Below are 17432 nucleotides of genomic sequence, written 5' to 3' on the forward strand. Positions count from 1 at the left end.
CCGGGTTCGCGCGTGCCTCAGCGGCTGTCTCCCGGCCGCTTGCGGCGGCGCAGCCCCGCCCCGTACAGCAGCCGCACCACCTCGCGGCTGCTCACCTGCACCGCACCCGCCCGCACGGCATCCTCGTACCGGTGTACGGGAATGTCGTAGTGGTCCCGCTCGAAGGCACGTCGCGGCGCACCCAACTCCGCGGCGAACGCGTGCAGTTCGTCGTACGAGACATCGCTGATCAGATGGGACCACATGCGACCGTGCCCCGGCCAGGTGGGCGGATCGATGTAGACGGTCACGAGGAGGCGGCCCCACCCGTCGCCGAGCCGAGGGAACCCACCGAGGCGACCTTCACGCCCGCCTTGTGGCACACCCAGTGCGGATCGGGCCCCAACTCGGGCTCCACGTCGAGGGCGTGCGGATCGCCGGAGCCGCAGACGGGGCACAGCGGCCACCGGCCGTACCGCTCCAGCAACGCGTCCTGTACGTCCTGGGCGACCAGCCCGGCGACGTAGTCCGTGCCCTCCGGCCACTGCTCGACCCACCAGCGGCGCTGCACGACCGACTCCTCCACCAGGGAGACGACGTCCGCCTCGGCCACGTCACCCGCGACGAGATCGGCGAGGACAAGGGCACGAGCGGCGTGCAAGGCCTGCTCCAGGGGGCTGATGGGGTCCATGCACCCATTGTGCGCACCCTTGACCGTATGCCCCAATGGAAAATATCTTTCAGATGTGACCCATGACGTGAAGGAAATTTTCGCGGGAGAGGCGCCGCCCGCCCCCGCCGCCCTCGCGGCCAAGGTGCGGACGCTCGCCCCGTCGATGACCCGCTCCATGCAGCGGGTCGCCGAGGCCGTCGCCGGCGACCCGGCCGGCTGCGCGGCCCTCACGGTCACCGGCCTCGCCGAGCTCACCGGCACCAGCGAGGCGACGGTCGTCCGTACCGCCCGTCTGCTCGGCTACCCCGGCTACCGGGATCTGCGCCTGGCGCTCGCCGGACTGGCGGCCCAGCAGCAGTCGGGGCGCGCCCCCGCCGTCACCGCCGACATCGCGGTCGACGACCCCATCGCGGACGTCGTCGCGAAACTCGCGTACGACGAGCAGCAGACCCTCGCCGACACCGCCGCCGGCCTCGACACCGTCCAGCTCGGCGCGGCGGTCGCCGCGATCGCCGCGGCCCGCCGCATCGACATCTACGGCGTCGGCGCGTCCGGCCTGGTCGCCCAGGACCTCTTCCAGAAGCTCATGCGCATAGGGCTCATAGCCCACGCGCACAGCGACCCGCACCTGGCCGTCACCAACGCGGTGCAGCTGCGCGCCAAGGACGTGGCGATAGCCATCACCCACTCCGGTTCGACCGGCGACGTCATCGAACCGCTCCGGGTCGCCTTCGAGCACGGGGCGACGACGGTGGCGATCACCGGCCGCCCCGGCGGTCCCGTCACGCAGTACGCGGACCACATCCTCACCACGTCGACGGCCCGCGAGAGCGAGCTGCGCCCGGCGGCGATGTCGTCGCGCACGAGCCAGCTGCTGGTGGTGGACTGTCTGTTCGTGGGGGTGGCCCAGCGGACGTACGAGACGGCGGCGCCGGCGCTGTCCGCCTCGTACGAGGCCCTGGCACACCGCCACACGCCGCGCGGCGGGGGACGCCGCTAGACCGCGCACCACCGGACCATCTCTTCTTCTCTTCTCCAACGGGGCCCTTCTTCTCGCAGCACCGGAAAGTCGTCGTACCGCACGGAAAAGAGCCGTCCTCCATGACTTCAACCGCCGACGCCTCCTCCAACCACCACGGCCTGAGGGCCGAGTTGGAGACACTCACCACCGAGGCGTTCCGCCCCGAACTCGCCGAGATCGACCAGCTGGCCACCCTGGAGATCGCGAAGATCATGAACGGCGAGGACGCGACCGTGCCGACGGCCGTCGCGGCGCAGCTCCCGCTCATCGCCACCGCCATCGACGACATCGCGGACCGCATGTCCCGCGGCGGCCGCCTCATCTACACGGGCGCGGGCACCGCGGGCCGCCTCGGCGTCCTGGACGCCTCCGAGTGCCCGCCCACCTTCAACACCGACCCGTCCGAGGTCGTGGGCCTGATCGCGGGCGGCCCGACCGCCATGATCACCTCGATCGAGGGCGCCGAGGACTCCAAGGAGCTGGCCGCGCAGGACCTCTCCGGACTGGGGCTGACCCCTGACGACACGGTCGTCGGCATCTCCGCCTCCGGCCGCACCCCGTACGCCGTCGGCGCCGTCGAACACGCCCGCGCGCGCGGCGCGTTGACGATCGGCCTGTCCTGCAACGCGGACAGCCCGCTCGCCGCCGCCGCGGATCACGGCCTCGAGGTCGTCGTGGGCCCCGAGCTCCTGACCGGCTCGACACGCCTGAAGGCGGGCACGGCCCAGAAACTCGTCCTCAACATGCTCTCGACGATCACCATGATCCGCCTCGGCAAGACCTACGGGAACCTGATGGTCGACGTGCGCGCCTCGAACGAGAAGCTGCGGGCCCGCTCCCGCCGCATCGTCGCCCTCGCCACCGGCGCCTCGGACGAAGAAATCGAACAGGCCCTCACCGCCACCGACGGCGAAGTGAAGAACGCGATCCTGACCATCCTGGGGGGCGTGGACGGTCCCACGGCGGCCCACCTCCTGGACGAGAGCAAGGGCCACCTGCGAGCGGCACTGGCGGCAGCGCCCCACTGAAAGCAAGCCGTCACAACTGTCTGCATGCGTGCCACTGCAGCGGCAGCCCGCCCGCCGTCGCAGCCGCGGACATGCGGGCCCTGGGGCAGAAGCCCACCCGCCGTCATAGCCGTGAGCATGCACGCCCCTGGGGCAGCAGCCGATTCGCGTCCTAGCGAATGCGCGCCCCTGGAGCAGAAGCCCGCCCGCCGTCATAGCCGTGGGCCATCGTGCCGCCAGGGCGGCACGGGTGGGCACGGCGGCACCCTGCAAGCGCTGGTCACGCACCCACCCCCGAGCAACCAGGACAAACGCACAGTGAACCCCTCCCCCCACGCCACCGCCGCCGCGATCCTCCCCTTGGTCGGCGGCCCCGCGAACGTAACCTCCGTAGCCCACTGCATGACCCGCCTGCGCCTGGGCCTACGGGACCGGACCGAGGTCCAGGAGGACGCCCTCAGAGCACTCCCGGCCGTACTCGGCATCGTCGCCGACGACGAGACGTACCAGATCGTCCTCGGCCCTGGCACGGTCGCCCGAGTGACCCCGGAATTCGAGGCATTGCTGGCGACCACCGCCGATCAACTGGCGGCCAAGGGCGCCGAGCTGAAGGCAACCGGACGACAACGCAACGCCACCCCCCTCAAACTCCTCCTGCGCCGCATCGCGAACGTCTTCGTCCCCCTGATCCCCGCCCTGATCGGCTGCGGCGTCATCGCGGGCCTGAACGGCCTGCTGATCAATCTTGGTCTGCTGGCGACGATCACCCCCGCCCTCGCCGCCATCGCCTCCGGCTTCATGGCCCTGATCGCCGTCTTCGTCGGCTACAACACGGCGAAGGAGTTCGGCGGCACTCCGATCCTGGGCGGCGCCGTGGCGGCGGTGATCGTGTACGCGGGCGTCGCCAAGGTGACGGTGTTCGGCATGACGCTCGCTCCCGGCCAGGGCGGCGTCCTGGGCGCACTGGCGGCCGCGCTCCTGGGGACGTACGTCGAGAAATGGTGCCGCAGCTGGGTCCCGGAGACGCTGGACGTCCTGGTCACCCCCACCCTCACCGTCCTCCTCACCGGCCTGGTGACGCTCTACGCCCTGATGTACACGGCGGGCGAGCTCTCCACAGCAATCGGCACGGCCGCGAACTGGCTCCTGGAGAACACCGGCGCCTTCGCGGGCCTGATCCTGGGCGGCCTGTTCCTCCCCCTCGTCATGCTCGGCCTGCACCAGGCCCTGATCCCTATCCACACCACTCTCATCGAGCAGCAGGGCTACACCGTCCTCCTCCCCATCCTGGCGATGGCGGGCGCGGGCCAGGTCGGCGCGGCCGCCGCGGTGTACGTCCGCCTCCGCCACGACCACTCCATCCGCACGACGATCAGGTCGGCGCTCCCCGCGGGCCTTCTCGGCGTCGGCGAACCGCTGATCTACGGCGTCTCGCTCCCCCTCGGCCGCCCCTTCATCACGGCCTGCACTGGCGGAGCGGCGGGCGGCGCCTTCGTGGGCTTCTTCTCCATGCTCGGCGACAAGGTCGGCTCGACAGCCATCGGCCCGTCGGGCTGGGCCCTGTTCCCCCTGCTCTCCGGCAACCGGGGCCTGGCCCTGACGGCCGCTGTCTACGCGGGCGGCCTGTTCACGGGATACATGGTCGGCTTCGCCGCGACGTACTTCTTCGGTCTCACCGGCCTCACCGACCGCGCAGGTCCTACCGGCCCTGCCGGGTTGTCAGTGGCGCGTGCAAAGGTGGAGCCATGAACCACGCACAGCTGACCGCCCTGGGGCGAGCCCTGCGCCTGCTCGGGGAGCACGGTGACGCGCTGACCGCCGACACCCCCGACGCGAAGCTGCACGAGGTCAAGGCGGACCTGAAGCGGGCCCTGGACCTGCTCGACGAGACGGTGACGACAGCGGCGCCCACCACCCGCTGCGCCGAGCACCCGACCGGGCCGGTCGACGAGGGCGCCGCCGACCTCTGCCTGCTCTGCGAGACCCGCCGCCGCGCCGCCCGCCGCTCCGAGGTCAACGACGCCTACTCGCACGGCGGCCGCCCCACCGGCCCTGACGAGACCCCCGAGCGCACCAAGTCCCGCTACGGCATCCGCGGCGACCGCCCCCAGCCCCAGCAGCGCTGGCTCCCGGAAGTGTGGACCGGCCAGGCGTGGCAGCTCTGCGGCACCCCCCGCCGCGACCGCCACGAGGCCGAGCGCTACCTCGCCGCCGAGCGCCGCACCCCCCGCCCCGGCATCGCCTACCGCCTGGTCCACGAGTTCACGGACTACGAGGTGCTGAGGATCTGGGGCACACCGGTACGGGTGGACATCGAACCGATGGGGAACCTTTAGCCGCTACCGAGGGAACGCATGCGTATGCAGTGACGAAAAGAAGGGGTCGGGCACGAGAATGGTCTCGCCGAACGGCACTCGGTCCTCGTGCTTGTACGCACCACCCTCGGGCTCGGGGAACAAAGTCACCGTGGGTCCGCAGCACCTCCCCCGGCGGCGCCTGTCCGAGCGCCTCCTGAGGACAGTCCCACTCGCGTCCGCCGCCGGGCGGCCGCAGTTGTACGTAGCCGCCCTCGCGCCCCATGACCTGACCGAGGCGCCCGTCCCGTACGTCGATCGCGTACTCCTCGGTCACGACTCAGCGCCGCCGCCCGGCCCGCCGAGCCCGCGCAGCACGGCGGTCAGCTTCTGCGCCGTACCCACGTTGCAGCGCCCCAGCGCGACCAGGGCGAACGGCTCGTCGCTCGCACCCGTCACCGGGTCGACCCGCAGCGACGGCAGGACCACACCGACCCCGACCAGGGCGGCCCGCAGCTCCTCGACGATCTCCTCGGTGGGCCGCACCCGCTTACTCGACGTCATCTCCATCGCCTTGTTCCCTCCACGCTGAGTGTTTGCGTTCTCCACACAGCGTGGCGATCCGCTCTCTAACCTGGCCGGAGTCGGCGTCCCAACAACCTCACCTGTGTGACAGGGAGTTGCCATGCTCGGACCGAAGGACCTCGATCCGTCCTCGTCGCCGCGCGCCATGATCGGCGCGGAGCTGCGGCACGCCCGCGAGCACGCGGGCCTCAGCCAGGCCGAGCTCGGCGAGCCGCTGTTCGTCAGCGGTTCGTTCATCGGCCAGTTGGAGGCCGGGACGCGGCGCCTGCACCTCGAATACGCCGTCCAGATAGACGAGATCCTCGGCACGAACGGCTTCTTCGAGCGCAACTGCAAGGCACTGGCCAGGTCGAAGTACCCCGATCACTTCGCGGAGGCTGCGGAGGCGGAGGCGATCGCTACGACGATCAGGCAGTACGCGCAGCTCCTGATCCCGGGGCTGTTACAGACGAAGACGTACGCGGAGGCGGTGTTCCGCGCCTACAAGCCGACCGCCACGGACTCCGAAATCGACGCTCGTGTGGCCGCCCGCCTCGAACGCGCCCATCTTCTCGACGATCCAACAACCCCGTTGTTGTGGGCGATTCTCGATGAGGCCGCCCTCCGCCGGGAGGTCGGCGGCAGTGCCGTGATGGCGGAGGCTCTGCGTCACGTGGCTGGCCTCGCGCGCAAGCAACGGATCATCGCGCAGGTGCTGCCGTTCGGCGCGGGGGCGCACGCCGCGATGGACGGGCCCCTGAAACTAATGGAGTTCGAGGACGCGCCGCCGCTCTCCTTCGTCGAGGCGCCGGACATGGGAAAACTGCTGGACGACCCGGCCACGGTCACCCGGCACATCCTGATATTCAACCTCCTTCAGGCCGCGGCACTTTCGCCTCAAGACTCCCTGGCCCTGATCGAATCCGTGGCGCAGGATTACGAACATGGAGAACAGCACCCGTGAGTACGACCTGAGCACCGCCACCTGGTACAAGTCCAGCTACAGCGGCGGCCAAGGCGGCGACTGCCTGGAAGTCGCCCGCTGGCGCAAGTCGACGTACAGCGGCGGCGACGGTGCCGACTGCCTGGAAGTCGCCGACGGTCACCCCACCGTCGTCCCCGTCCGCGACTCCAAGAACCCCCACGGCCCGAAGCTCGTGTTCCAGGCGGAGGTCTGGTCCGCGTTCGTCATGGGCGTCAAGGGCGAGGTCCGGGCCGCCCGTTGAGCGAACCGCGCGATCACGAGCCGGTCTTCGTCAGAAGCAAGTGGGGGACGAACCGGTACGTCTACAACCCGAACAACCCCGTCGGCCTCGCCCTCATCTTCGGCTCGCTGCTCTTCGCGGCAGGCGGCATGTACTACCTGCACGCGAGCTCGAACTGGAGTGAGGGCGAACTCCGTTCGGCGGTGCACCAAGCGGCAGACGACCTGGAGAAGAAGCCGGTCGTCTACGACGAGTACCTGGGCTTCCAGAGCTACATCGACGAGGCCATCGACCGCACCGGGGAAGGCCCGTCGACCGGCGCAGTGATCGACCAGGCCACGCATTCCTTCGAAAAGGTCCCCGCCGACGACGACTACACCATCACCGGCCCCGGTACGGACGCCGCGTTCTGCATGCACATCCACGCGACGCCGACGAACGAGACGTACGCGGCCCTCTCCGTCGACGTCACCGACGGCTCCTGCCAGGGGACTTGAGCCTCGGGCGCCGAGCTCCGAGCCCTCTTTCTCACCCGAGGACACAGCCGGTTGACCCCATGCGCCGGGGGGCGGCTCCCCTGCTACAGAAGAGCCGCCCCCCGGGGCGTACAGCGAGCAGGCTCAGCTCAGCTGAGGGTCTTCAGGGCCGCCGCGTCGTATGCCGCCAGGTCCGCGAAGCGTCCGTCGAGGACCTTCGCCGCCCACTCCGGGTCCTGGAGGAGCGCGCGGCCCACGGCGACGAGGTCGAACTCGTCGCGCTCCAGGCGGTCCAGCAGGTCGTCGATGCCCCTGACCGAGGAGCCCTCTCCCTGGAAGGCCTTGAGGAACTCACCGTCCAGGCCGACCGAGCCGACGGTGATGGCGGGCTTGCCGGTGATCTTCTTCGTCCAGCCGGCCAGGTTCAGGTCGGAGTCGTCGAACTCCGGGAGCCAGTAGCGGCGGGTGGAGGCGTGGAAGGCGTCCACTCCGGCGGCGGCGAGCGGCGTCAGGATCGCCTCCAGCTCCTCCGGGGTCTCGGCCAGCCGGGCCTCGTACGCCTGCTGCTTCCACTGCGAGTAGCGGAAGAGCACCGGGAAGGACGGGGAGACCGCCGCGCGGACCGCGGCCACGATCTCCGCCGCGAACTTCGTACGGGCCACCGGGTCGCCGCCGTACGCGTCCGTGCGGCGGTTGGTGCCCGCCCACAGGAACTGGTCGATCAGGTAGCCGTGGGCGCCGTGCAGCTCGACTCCGTCGAAGCCGATGCGCTCGGCGTCGGCCGCGGCCGCGGCGAAGGCGCCGACCACGTCGTCCAGATCGGTCTGCGTCATGGCCTTGCCGGTGACGTCGGCGCCCTCGGAGCCGATGCCGGAGGGGCCGACCGCCGGGGCGTCCGCGAACGGCGGCTCGCCCTGGTTGCGCACCATGCCGATGTGCCACAGCTGCGGCACGATCGTGCCGCCCGCCGCGTGCACGGCGTCCGCGACCTTCGCCCAGCCCGCCAGCTGCTCCTCACCGTGGAAGCGCGGGACCCGGTCGCTCTGCCCGGCCGACTCGTGGCCCACGTACGTGCCCTCGGTGACGATCAGGCCGACGCCCGCGGCGGCGCGGCGGGAGTAGTACCCGACGACGTCCTCCCCCGGTACGCCGCCCGGCGAGAACATCCGGGTCATCGGGGCCATCACGATCCGGTTCGGGACGGTCAGGCCGTTCAGGGAGACGGGACGGGACAGGATCTCGGCTGCGCGTGAGGCGGCGGTGGCAGTCACGAAGGGGGCTCCTCGGAGAGGTCGGTCGGACATCGAGCAGTTAGGGGATTCCGGGCGGTATGTGCACGTGCATCGACCGCCCATGAACGTCAACCGCCCCACCCGCCACGACATTCCGCCGCCCCACGGCCCGCTTCTGTGATCCCGCACACGCGCGACGCGAGCGCCCTGGACCCACCCGACAAGAGCACCCCGGACGGTTCGACGAGAGCACCCCCCCAAAAAACGCCCGAGGGCGGCACCCCCTGGGAGTGGGGGTACCGCCCTCGAAACGTAAGGACAGTGATCAACCGGAGGTCGATCAGAAGTCCATGTCACCGCCCGGCATGCCGCCCGGAGCGGCCGCGGCGGCCTTCTCCGGCTTGTCGGCGATGACGGCCTCGGTGGTGAGGAACAGCGCGGCGATGGAGGCGGCGTTCTGCAGGGCAGAGCGGGTCACCTTCGCCGGGTCGATGATGCCCTCGGCGATCATGTCGACGTACTCGCCGGTCGCGGCGTTCAGACCGTGGCCCACGGCCAGGTTGCGCACCTTCTCGACGACGACGCCACCCTCGAGACCACCGTTGACGGCGATCTGCTTGAGCGGGGCCTCCAGGGCGAGCTTCACGGCGTTGGCGCCGGTCGCCTCGTCACCCTCGAGCTCCAGCTTCTCGAACACGGCGGACGCCTGGATGAGAGCGACGCCACCACCGGCGACGATGCCCTCCTCGACGGCCGCCTTCGCGTTGCGAACGGCGTCCTCGATGCGGTGCTTGCGCTCCTTGAGCTCGACCTCGGTGGCGGCACCGGCCTTGATGACGGCCACGCCGCCGGCCAGCTTCGCCAGGCGCTCCTGGAGCTTCTCGCGGTCGTAGTCCGAGTCCGAGTTCTCGATCTCGGCACGGATCTGGTTGACCCGGCCGGCGACCTGGTCGGCGGAGCCGGCGCCGTCGACGATCGTGGTCTCGTCCTTGGTGATGACGACCTTGCGGGCGCGGCCCAGCAGGTCCAGACCCGCGTTCTCCAGCTTGAGGCCGACCTCCTCGGAGATGACCTCGCCGCCCGTGAGGATGGCGATGTCGCCGAGCATGGCCTTGCGGCGGTCACCGAAGCCCGGGGCCTTGACGGCGACGGACTTGAAGGTGCCACGGATCTTGTTGACGACCAGGGTCGACAGGGCCTCGCCCTCGACGTCCTCGGCGATGATCAGCAGCGGCTTGCCGCCCTGCATGACCTTCTCGAGGAGCGGGAGCAGGTCCTTGACGTTGGCGATCTTCGAGTTGGCGATCAGGATGTACGGGTCGTCGAGGACGGCCTCCATACGCTCCATGTCGGTGGCGAAGTACGCCGAGATGTAGCCCTTGTCGAAGCGCATACCCTCGGTGAGCTCCAGCTCCAGACCGAAGGTCTGGGACTCCTCGACGGTGATGACGCCTTCCTTGCCGACCTTGTCCATGGCCTCGGCGATGAGCTCGCCGATCTGGGTGTCGGCGGCGGAGATGGAGGCCGTGGAAGCGATCTGCTCCTTGGTCTCGACATCCTTGGCCTGCTCGAGCAGGGCACCGGAGACGGCCTCGACGGCCTTCTCGATACCGCGCTTGAGGGCCATCGGGTTGGCGCCGGCGGCTACGTTGCGCAGACCCTCGCGGACCAGCGCCTGGGCCAGGACGGTCGCGGTCGTCGTGCCGTCACCGGCGACGTCGTCCGTCTTCTTCGCGACCTCCTTGACCAGCTCGGCACCGATCTTCTCGTACGGGTCCTCGAGCTCGATCTCCTTGGCGATGGAGACACCGTCGTTGGTGATCGTGGGGGCGCCCCACTTCTTCTCGAGGACGACGTTGCGGCCCTTGGGGCCAAGGGTGACCTTGACGGCGTCGGCGAGCTGGTTCATCCCGCGCTCGAGACCGCGCCGTGCCTCCTCGTCGAACGCGATGATCTTGGCCATGTGAAGTGGTCCTCCCGGACGGGGTGGATTGCTCCGGACCGTGCCCGCGCCCGCGACGGACGGCCTGCAAGCCTTGTGGTTCCTTGCCCCACCGGCTTGCGGACCTCGCTGACCCGATCCAAGTTCTGTCACTCTCACTCGGAGAGTGCTAACGCCAATGATTAGCACTCGGCCCCCTCGAGTGCAAGATGCTCCCGCGCAACGAGCCCATTGAGGGGTGGTGGTCGAGCGACGGGCGGGCGCAAGCGCCTCTCACGAACGGGAGGGATCCGGGAACGCACGAAGGGCCCGCGTCCCTGATGGGATGCGGGCCCCTCGGCGTGAGTGCGTCGGTGGCCGTTCGCGCCGGGATCAGACGGCGAGCTTGACCATGTCCGCCTGCGGACCCTTCTGGCCCTGCGAGATCTCGAACTCCACTCGCTGACCCTCTTCAAGGGTGCGGTAGCCGTCCATCTGAATCGCGCTGTAGTGCACGAAGACGTCCGCACCACCGTCGACCGCGATGAAGCCGTACCCCTTCTCCGCGTTGAACCACTTGACGGTGCCCTGAGCCATGCCTAACTCCCCTATTACTGGCCCTTGCACAGATCCACACTTCGCGGATCCGGGTCAGACCTCACCCCCCAACGGTTGGGGGTGTGCGCCGGAACGCGTCGACCGCGGCTGAATGTATCTGTCCAACTGCCGTCTGCAACAGGTCAATCGGACGAGAATTCTGGGCACGGTCGATCGGGAAAATGCGGAGAATTCGCGAAGATTCAGGGCAAGTCGGGCCCCGTAAATGCCATAATCGGCTCAAAAAGGTGGGGCACTTTGGCTACTTCTTGTCGGCTGTCGCGCAGATGCTCATATGCGTCCGGCATGAAAAGCGAAGCAGCTTCCCCAACTCTACCGTGCTCAACCATGCAGAATTGCCCCCTCCGTTTCTCTCACGGAGGGGGCAATTCGATGAACTCTTAGTGATGAGCGTTACCTACGGTAACAATCTCACCTTGGGTGACGGGTTCAGCCGCCCGCGACCGCCGGGATGATCGACACGCCCGCACCGTCGGGCGTCGCCGTCTCCAGACCCTGCTCGAACCGCACGTCGTCGTCGTTGACGTACACGTTGACGAACCGACGCAGCTTGCCCTGGTCGTCCAGAACGCGCGCGGCGATACCCGTGTGGTTCTTCTCCAGGTCGGCAAGGACCTCGGCGAGGGTCCCGCCCTCGGCCGTCACCTCGGCCTGACCGCCGGTGTAGGTGCGCAGGATGGTGGGGATGCGGACGTTGACGCTCATGATGCGAGGCCAGCCTCTCGGAAGGAGTCCAGGTTCGGGCGGATGGTCGCGGTCAGGCCGGTGCCGGCCACCGCGTCCAGGGTCTTGAGGCCGTCGCCGGTGTTGAGGACGACCGTGGTCAGGGTCGGGTCGAGGAGGCCGTTCTCGATCAGCTTCTTGGCGACGCCGAGGGTCACACCGCCCGCCGTCTCGGCGAAGATGCCCTCCGTGCGCGCAAGGAGCTTGATCGCGTCGACGACCTGCTCGTCGTTGACATCCTCCACCGCACCGCCCGTGCGGCGCGCGATGTCGAGGACGTACGGCCCGTCGGCCGGGTTGCCGATGGCGAGCGACTTGGCGATGGTGTTCGGCTTCTGCGGCCGTACGACGTCGTGCCCGGCCTTGTAGGCGACGGACACCGGCGAGCAGCCTTCGGCCTGGGCGCCGAAGATCTTGTACGGCTTGTCCTCGACGAGGCCGAGCTTGATCAGCTCCTGCAGACCCTTGTCGATCTTCGTGAGCTGGGAGCCGGAGGCGATCGGGACGACCAGCTGGTCGGGCAGACGCCAGCCGAGCTGCTCGCAGATCTCGTACGCCAGGGTCTTGGAGCCCTCCGCGTAGTACGGCCGCAGGTTGACGTTGACGAAGCCCCAGCCCTCGCCGGCCGGGTCGCCGATCAGCTCGGAGCAGAAGCGGTTCACGTCGTCGTAGTTGCCCTCGATGCCGACGAGCTCGCCGCCGTAGATCGCGGCCATGACGACCTTGCCCTGCTCCAGGTCGTGCGGGATGAACACGCAGGAGCGGAAGCCGGCGCGGGCGGCGGCGGCGCCCACCGCGCCGGCGAGGTTGCCGGTGGAGGAGCAGGAGAGGGTGGTGAAGTCGAAGGCGCGGGCGGCCTCGATGGCCTGGGCGACGACGCGGTCCTTGAAGGAGTGCGTCGGGTTGCCGGAGTCGTCCTTGACGAAGAGCTTGCCGGCGTCGACACCGAGCTCGCGCGCCAGGTTGTCGGCCTTGACGAGCTTGGTCCAGCCGGGGTTGATGTTCGGCTTCTCGGCGACGTCCGCGGGGACGGGCAGCAGGGGCGCGTAGCGCCAGATGTTCGCGGGGCCCGCTTCGATGCGCTTGCGGAGTTCCTCGGTGTCGTAGGCCGAGAAGTCGTACGCGATCTCCAGCGGGCCGAAACACTCCTCGCAGGCGAAGACCGGGCCGAGCGGGACCCGGTGCCCGCACTCGCGGCAGGAAAGCGCGGCGGCGGGGCCGAGATCAACGGCGTCTACGGTGTTCGTGGTGCTTGCAACAGTCTGCGCAGCCATGGAGGCGAGGCCCTTTCTCCTCATCTTCCTCACGACGCACTTCGCCGTGAGACGGATTTGGCACCTTCCCTAGCCGGGAGCCTCGCCACGTCAACGTGACAAGACCGGCTGGAGGGTTGCCGGGGCTTCAACGGGCCGTATCCCTCTGCCCCTCTGGATGAGCGGTATTCGGTTGTTGAACTATTGATCACCATGCGCGCCGATGATCTACGCAATGCGATGGTCATCCGCGTTGTTCAAGACTGTAACCGAAGGCCAGGACAGTTGAGATAGTCGTCCGAACCGCGAGATGGATCACACCGTGCGAGACGGGGTGATCAGACAGTGAGGAGCCGCAGACTGTGCTGAAGGAAGTCGAGCGCTGGCTGAGCACACGCTCCTGGTCCGTGACCGATCGCCCGCTCCACCAACTCATGGCCGCCAAACGCACCACCGGGTCGACGGTCAGTGTCGTCCTGCCCGCGCTCAATGAGGAGGAGACCGTCGGCGAGATCGTCGCGATCATCCGCCACGATCTGATGCAGCAGGTGCCCCTCGTCGACGAGATCGTCGTCGTCGACTCGGGCTCGACGGACCGCACCTCCGAGGTCGCCGCCGCCGCGGGCGCGCGCGTCGTGCACCGGGACGCGATCCTGCCGCGCATCCCGACCGTGCCCGGCAAGGGCGAGGTCCTGTGGCGGTCGCTGCTGGTGACGAGCGGGGACATCATCTGCTTCATCGACGCGGACTTGAAGGAATTCTCGTCCGACTTCGTCTCCGGGATCGTGGGCCCGCTGCTCACCGAACCCGGCGTGGACCTGGTCAAGGCGATGTACGACCGTCCCCTCGGCCAGGCCGCGGGCCAGGGCGGCCGCGTCACCGAGCTGATGGCCCGCCCCCTGCTGAACATGCACTGGCCGCAGCTCGCGGGCTTCGTCCAGCCGCTCGGCGGCGAGTACGCGGCCCGCCGCTCGCTGCTCGAACAGCTGCCGTTCCCCGTCGGGTACGGCGTCGAGCTGGGCATGCTCGTCGACGCCCTGCACCTGGTGGGCCTTGACGCCCTCGCCCAGGTCGACGTGGGCGTCCGCAAGCACCGCCACCAGGACGGACAGGCGCTGGGCCGCATGGCCGCGGCGATCTACCGCACCGCCCAGCTGCGCCTGGCCCGCGGCCACATGATCCGCCCGTCGCTCACGCAGTTCGAGCGGGGCGAAGAGGGCTTCGAGCCGCGCACCCACTCCGTTGACACGGAAGAACGCCCTCCGATGGTGGAAATCTCCGAGTACCGGAAACGGAAGGCCGCGTAGGCCGTGTCCGTGACGGGCGCGGGGAACTGCGCGGCCGGCCCCCGCCGGCCCGCGGATCCCGCGCGGCGCCGCATTGCATACAGCCGAGGGGAACGTTTGAGCGTTTCGGTGCCGGGCTAGGTTTCGTGGCATGGCTTCAACGCACGGTGCCCACCGGATCCTGGTCGCCTCCAACCGCGGCCCGGTCACCTACGAGGTGCGCGAGGACGGCTCGCTGAACGCCAAGCGCGGTGGCGGCGGGCTGGTCTCGGGCCTGTCGGCGATCGGGCCGGACGCGGGCGCCCTGTGGGTGTGCTCGGCACTCGGCGACGGGGACCGCGAGGCAGTGCGGCGCGGGGTCGGCGAGGACGGCGTACGGATGCTGGACATCGATGCCGAGGTGCACGCCGACGCGTACAACGGCATCGCGAACTCCGTGCTGTGGTTCGTTCACCACATGCTGTACCAGACGCCGCTGGAGCCGGTCTTCGACGCGGAGTTCCGGCGCCAGTGGGCGTCGTACGAGGCGTACAACCGCGCGTTCGCCGAGGCGCTGGCCGACGAGGCGGCTCGGGGTGCCGTGGTGGTCGTGCAGGACTACCACCTGACCCTCGTGCCCGGGATGCTGCGCGAACTGCGCCCCGATCTGCGGATCGGGCACTTCTCGCACACGCCGTGGGCGCCGGTGGACTACTTCCGGATGCTGCCGGACGACATCGCCGAGCAGGTGCTGCGCGGGATGCTGGGCGCGGACCGGCTCGGCTTCCTCACCAGTCGGTGGGCGAACGCGTTCACCAGGTGCGCCGCCGACCTCGTCGGCGGGCTCGGAGACACCCGGGTCGGCGTGCACGGGCTCGGCGCGGACGCGGACTTCCTGCGGCGGCGCTCGCACGAGGCGGACGTCGAGGAGCGGATGGCCACGCTGCGGGAGCAGATCGGCGACGGCCGCAAAACGATCGTGCGGGTCGACCGGACCGAACTGTCGAAGAACATCGTGCGCGGACTGCTGGCGTACCGGCAGCTCCTCGACGACCACCCGGCGTGGCACGAGCGCGTCGTGCACGTCGCCTTCGCGTACCCGTCCCGGCAGGACCTCGCCGTGTACCGCGACTACACGGCCGCGGTGCAGCGTCTCGCCGAGCAGATCAACTCGCAGTACGGGACGGCCGGCTGGACTCCGGTGGTCCTGCACGTCAAGGACGACTTCGCACGGTCGCTGGCCGCGTACCGGCTCGCCGACGTGGCCCTCGTCAACCCCATCCGGGACGGCATGAACCTCGTCGCCAAGGAGGTGCCGGTCGTCTCCGACGAGGGCTGCGTGCTGGTGCTGTCACGCGAGGCGGGGGCCTACGAGGAGCTGGGCGAGGATGCGATCTCGGTGAATCCGTACGACGTGATCGGTACCGCCCGGGCGTTGCACGAGGCGTTGTCCATGTCCGTCGGCGAGCGGGCCGAGCGTACGAAGCGGCTGGCTGCCGCGGCTACGGCTTTGCCGCCGGCCCAGTGGTTCCTCGATCAGTTGCACGAGCTGGACGCCTGATTGCGGGTCACCCGGCGTTGACGGGCACAGCGGTGAGGGCTGGAGAGCAGTCCAACAGCGCCTGCCGTACCGGCACAACTCGCAGGACCGGGACACCGCCGCGGTGAACGCCGATCCGCTGTTCGTGTCCGCGATCCCGGTGGTCCCGTACGACGTACGGCTGCATGCCGGTTTGCCCGCCTGCGGGGCGGGGTCGGTGACCGGGGGCGGACCGGACCACTTCGCGAACCCGGTCTCCGCCCCCTCCAACAGCGGTGCCGATCAGTCCAGTTGAGCCGCGAGCGCGGACAGCAGTCGTACGACGCCGGGCGGGCCGTCCACCACCAGGTCGGCCCGGTCGGCGAGTTCGGCGACCTCGGAACTGCCGCTGCAGACGAGGAGCCCGGGGATGCCGTCGGAGCGGAGCTTGTCGACGGCGGCGAAGGCGGGCAGGTCGCCCAGGTCGTCACCGGCGTACAGGACGGCTTCGGCACCGATCTCGCGGACGTACTCCAGAAGGGCGACGCCCTTGTCCATGCCCGGCGGGCGCAGCTCCAGGACCATGCGGCCCGGCTCGACGATCAGGCCGTGCCGGGTGGCCAGGTCGGTGAGGGGCTCGCGCAGGGCCTCGAAGGCGGCCTGCGGGTCGCTGGCCCGGCGGGTGTGGACGGCGACGGCGCGGCCCTTCTCCTCGATCCACGTGCCCTGCCAGGCGCCGATCTTGTCCAGGAACCCGGGCAGCTCGGCGCGGACGGCGGCGACGCCGGGGTGCGGGGCGGGGGCGCTGACCGTGCTGCTCACCGCGTCCCAGCGTTCGGCGCCGTAGTGGCCGAGGACGACCAGGTGCTCCAGGCCCGGGACGCCCGCGAAGCCGCCGTGCCGGACCGCGACGCCGGCCGGGCGGCCGGTGATCACGGCTACGGAGGCGACCTTCGGGGCGAGGGCCGCGAGGGCGGGTACCGCGTCGGGGTGGGCGCGGGCCTGTTCGGGGTCGGCGACGATCGGCGCGAGGGTTCCGTCGAAGTCGAGCGCGATCACCGCCCGGGTGGGCCGGGCGAGGATGGCATCGCGGCCTTCGCGACCGGCGGGGGTCATTGGCGTCGGCGAGGAGTCCGTGGACTCCGGGGATTCCGGATGGCTGCCCATACGCCGACCCTATCCGCGCGGGGCCGGGCGTACCCATGGCTCATCGCGTCACGCGCGGCCGCCCACCGGGGTGCGGGCGGGGAGTTCTTCGCCCCCTCCGCCCCTGCCCGTCCCGTGCCTGGGGGCTGCCGCCCCCAGACCCCCGCTCAAAAGAGTGCGCAGTTCCCCGCGCCCCTGAAAGGGCCGCGGGGGAACTGCCGAAAGGCTGGTCGGGACGGGCAAGGGCGGAGGGGGCGAAAAAACACCCGCCCGCACCGCCGTCACCGCTCCCCCCGGCGCGCCTCCCTGACCCGTCGGAGGCGGTTGACCGTGACGGGATCGTGGGCGAGGGCGCGCGGGTCGTCGAGGAGGGCGTTGAGGAGTTGGTAGTAGCGCACCGGGGGCAGGCCCAGCTGCTCCCGTATCGCCCGCTCCTTGGCCCCGGGGCCCGGAAAGCCGCGGCGCTCCATCGCGAGGATGCCCTGTTCCCGCGGGGTGAGGTCCTCCATGGACAGCACGGTATCCCCCGGCACTGA

General features: G+C 69.9%; 19 protein-coding genes, 1 pseudogene and 1 riboswitch. Of the genes and pseudogenes, 10 read left to right on the forward strand and 10 right to left on the reverse strand.

Annotated features, from left to right (window positions below):
* Positions 1-17 precede the first annotated feature (17 nt).
* A complete protein-coding gene (locus ACIBK0_RS28330; RefSeq protein ID WP_399085866.1) occupies positions 18-290 on the reverse strand; it encodes a DUF4031 domain-containing protein in 273 nt (90 codons plus the stop codon).
* Positions 287-670 (reverse strand): hypothetical protein, encoded by a 384-nt coding sequence (locus tag ACIBK0_RS28335; RefSeq protein ID WP_399085869.1) that lies wholly within the window; start codon positions 668-670, stop codon positions 287-289. The genes ACIBK0_RS28330 and ACIBK0_RS28335 overlap by 4 nt, the downstream gene beginning before the upstream one ends.
* Before the next feature lie 55 nt (positions 671-725).
* Here ACIBK0_RS28335 and ACIBK0_RS28340 point away from each other — a divergent pair, with 55 nt between their 5' ends.
* From ACIBK0_RS28340 to ACIBK0_RS28355, 4 genes are all read left to right on the forward strand, one after another.
* Positions 726-1652 (forward strand): MurR/RpiR family transcriptional regulator, encoded by a 927-nt coding sequence (locus ACIBK0_RS28340; RefSeq protein ID WP_399085872.1) that lies wholly within the window; start codon positions 726-728, stop codon positions 1650-1652.
* Positions 1653-1753: 101 nt separating this feature from the next.
* Positions 1754-2701, forward strand: coding sequence for an N-acetylmuramic acid 6-phosphate etherase (gene murQ, locus ACIBK0_RS28345; RefSeq protein ID WP_399085875.1), 948 nt, complete (start codon positions 1754-1756; stop codon positions 2699-2701).
* 297 nt (positions 2702-2998) lie between these two features.
* Complete coding sequence (locus ACIBK0_RS28350; protein ID WP_399085878.1) at positions 2999-4429, forward strand: PTS transporter subunit EIIC; 1431 nt, start codon at positions 2999-3001, stop codon at positions 4427-4429.
* Entirely contained in the window at positions 4426-5016 is a 591-nt protein-coding gene (locus tag ACIBK0_RS28355; protein WP_399085881.1) for a hypothetical protein, read from the forward strand. The genes ACIBK0_RS28350 and ACIBK0_RS28355 overlap by 4 nt, the downstream gene beginning before the upstream one ends.
* Before the next feature lie 136 nt (positions 5017-5152).
* Here the strand turns inward: ACIBK0_RS28355 and ACIBK0_RS28360 are convergent.
* Positions 5153-5520: pseudogene (locus ACIBK0_RS28360) on the reverse strand (hypothetical protein); the annotation flags it as partial.
* A gap of 139 nt (positions 5521-5659) precedes the next feature.
* On the opposite strand from ACIBK0_RS28360, the gene ACIBK0_RS28365 reads away from it, so the two are divergent.
* The 3 genes from ACIBK0_RS28365 to ACIBK0_RS28375 are packed head-to-tail and all read left to right on the forward strand — an operon-like array spanning position 5660 to position 7240.
* The gene (locus tag ACIBK0_RS28365) at positions 5660-6502 is read left to right on the forward strand and encodes a helix-turn-helix domain-containing protein (protein WP_399085884.1); all 843 of its coding nucleotides are present in this window, start codon (positions 5660-5662) and stop codon (positions 6500-6502) included.
* Positions 6483-6764 carry a DUF397 domain-containing protein gene (locus ACIBK0_RS28370; protein ID WP_399085887.1) on the forward strand — a complete coding sequence of 94 codons (282 nt, stop codon included), beginning with the start codon at positions 6483-6485 and terminating at the stop codon, positions 6762-6764. The genes ACIBK0_RS28365 and ACIBK0_RS28370 overlap by 20 nt, the downstream gene beginning before the upstream one ends.
* On the forward strand, positions 6761-7240 hold the full coding sequence (locus tag ACIBK0_RS28375) for a hypothetical protein (RefSeq protein WP_399085890.1): 480 nt from the start codon (positions 6761-6763) through the stop codon (positions 7238-7240). The genes ACIBK0_RS28370 and ACIBK0_RS28375 overlap by 4 nt, the downstream gene beginning before the upstream one ends.
* A 128-nt stretch (positions 7241-7368) precedes the next feature.
* Here the strand turns inward: ACIBK0_RS28375 and ACIBK0_RS28380 are convergent, their stop codons facing one another.
* The 5 genes from ACIBK0_RS28380 to thrC all read right to left on the reverse strand — a co-directional run bounded on the left by ACIBK0_RS28380 (position 7369) and on the right by thrC (position 12987).
* On the reverse strand, positions 7369-8523 hold the full coding sequence (locus ACIBK0_RS28380; protein ID WP_399085893.1) for an NADH:flavin oxidoreductase: 1155 nt from the start codon (positions 8521-8523) through the stop codon (positions 7369-7371).
* Positions 8524-8791: 268 nt separating this feature from the next.
* On the reverse strand, positions 8792-10414 hold the full coding sequence (gene groL, locus ACIBK0_RS28385) for a chaperonin GroEL (RefSeq protein WP_399085896.1): 1623 nt from the start codon (positions 10412-10414) through the stop codon (positions 8792-8794).
* Positions 10415-10765: 351 nt separating this feature from the next.
* Complete coding sequence (locus ACIBK0_RS28390; protein ID WP_005315736.1) at positions 10766-10969, reverse strand: cold-shock protein; 204 nt, start codon at positions 10967-10969, stop codon at positions 10766-10768.
* Between the two features lie 450 nt (positions 10970-11419).
* Positions 11420-11695 (reverse strand): MoaD/ThiS family protein, encoded by a 276-nt coding sequence (locus ACIBK0_RS28395; RefSeq protein WP_399085899.1) that lies wholly within the window; start codon positions 11693-11695, stop codon positions 11420-11422.
* Positions 11692-12987, reverse strand: coding sequence for a threonine synthase (gene thrC / locus ACIBK0_RS28400; RefSeq protein ID WP_399085902.1), 1296 nt, complete (start codon positions 12985-12987; stop codon positions 11692-11694). The genes ACIBK0_RS28395 and thrC overlap by 4 nt, the downstream gene beginning before the upstream one ends.
* 17 nt (positions 12988-13004) lie before the next feature.
* Positions 13005-13151, reverse strand: a riboswitch (SAM riboswitch).
* A gap of 177 nt (positions 13152-13328) precedes the next feature.
* On the opposite strand from thrC, the gene ACIBK0_RS28405 reads away from it, so the two are divergent.
* The 3 genes from ACIBK0_RS28405 (at position 13329) to ACIBK0_RS28415 (ending at position 16066) form a co-directional block, all read left to right on the forward strand.
* Positions 13329-14273 (forward strand): glucosyl-3-phosphoglycerate synthase, encoded by a 945-nt coding sequence (locus ACIBK0_RS28405; protein ID WP_399085905.1) that lies wholly within the window; start codon positions 13329-13331, stop codon positions 14271-14273.
* Between the two features lie 130 nt (positions 14274-14403).
* Positions 14404-15792 (forward strand): trehalose-6-phosphate synthase, encoded by a 1389-nt coding sequence (locus tag ACIBK0_RS28410; RefSeq protein ID WP_399085908.1) that lies wholly within the window; start codon positions 14404-14406, stop codon positions 15790-15792.
* Between the two features lie 103 nt (positions 15793-15895).
* Positions 15896-16066 (forward strand): hypothetical protein, encoded by a 171-nt coding sequence (locus tag ACIBK0_RS28415; RefSeq protein ID WP_399085911.1) that lies wholly within the window; start codon positions 15896-15898, stop codon positions 16064-16066.
* Here ACIBK0_RS28415 and otsB read toward each other — a convergent pair.
* Together otsB and ACIBK0_RS28425 are read right to left on the reverse strand one after the other, a co-directional pair.
* Positions 16054-16917: a trehalose-phosphatase gene (gene otsB, locus ACIBK0_RS28420; protein ID WP_399085914.1), complete on the reverse strand. Its 864-nt coding sequence runs from the start codon at positions 16915-16917 to the stop codon at positions 16054-16056. The genes ACIBK0_RS28415 and otsB overlap by 13 nt on opposite strands.
* A 260-nt stretch (positions 16918-17177) precedes the next feature.
* Positions 17178-17405 (reverse strand): DUF3263 domain-containing protein, encoded by a 228-nt coding sequence (locus tag ACIBK0_RS28425; RefSeq protein WP_399085917.1) that lies wholly within the window; start codon positions 17403-17405, stop codon positions 17178-17180.
* Positions 17406-17432 lie beyond the last annotated feature (27 nt).

This window comes from Streptomyces sp. NPDC050564 (genome assembly GCF_044457265.1).
Classification (GTDB): domain Bacteria; phylum Actinomycetota; class Actinomycetes; order Streptomycetales; family Streptomycetaceae; genus Streptomyces.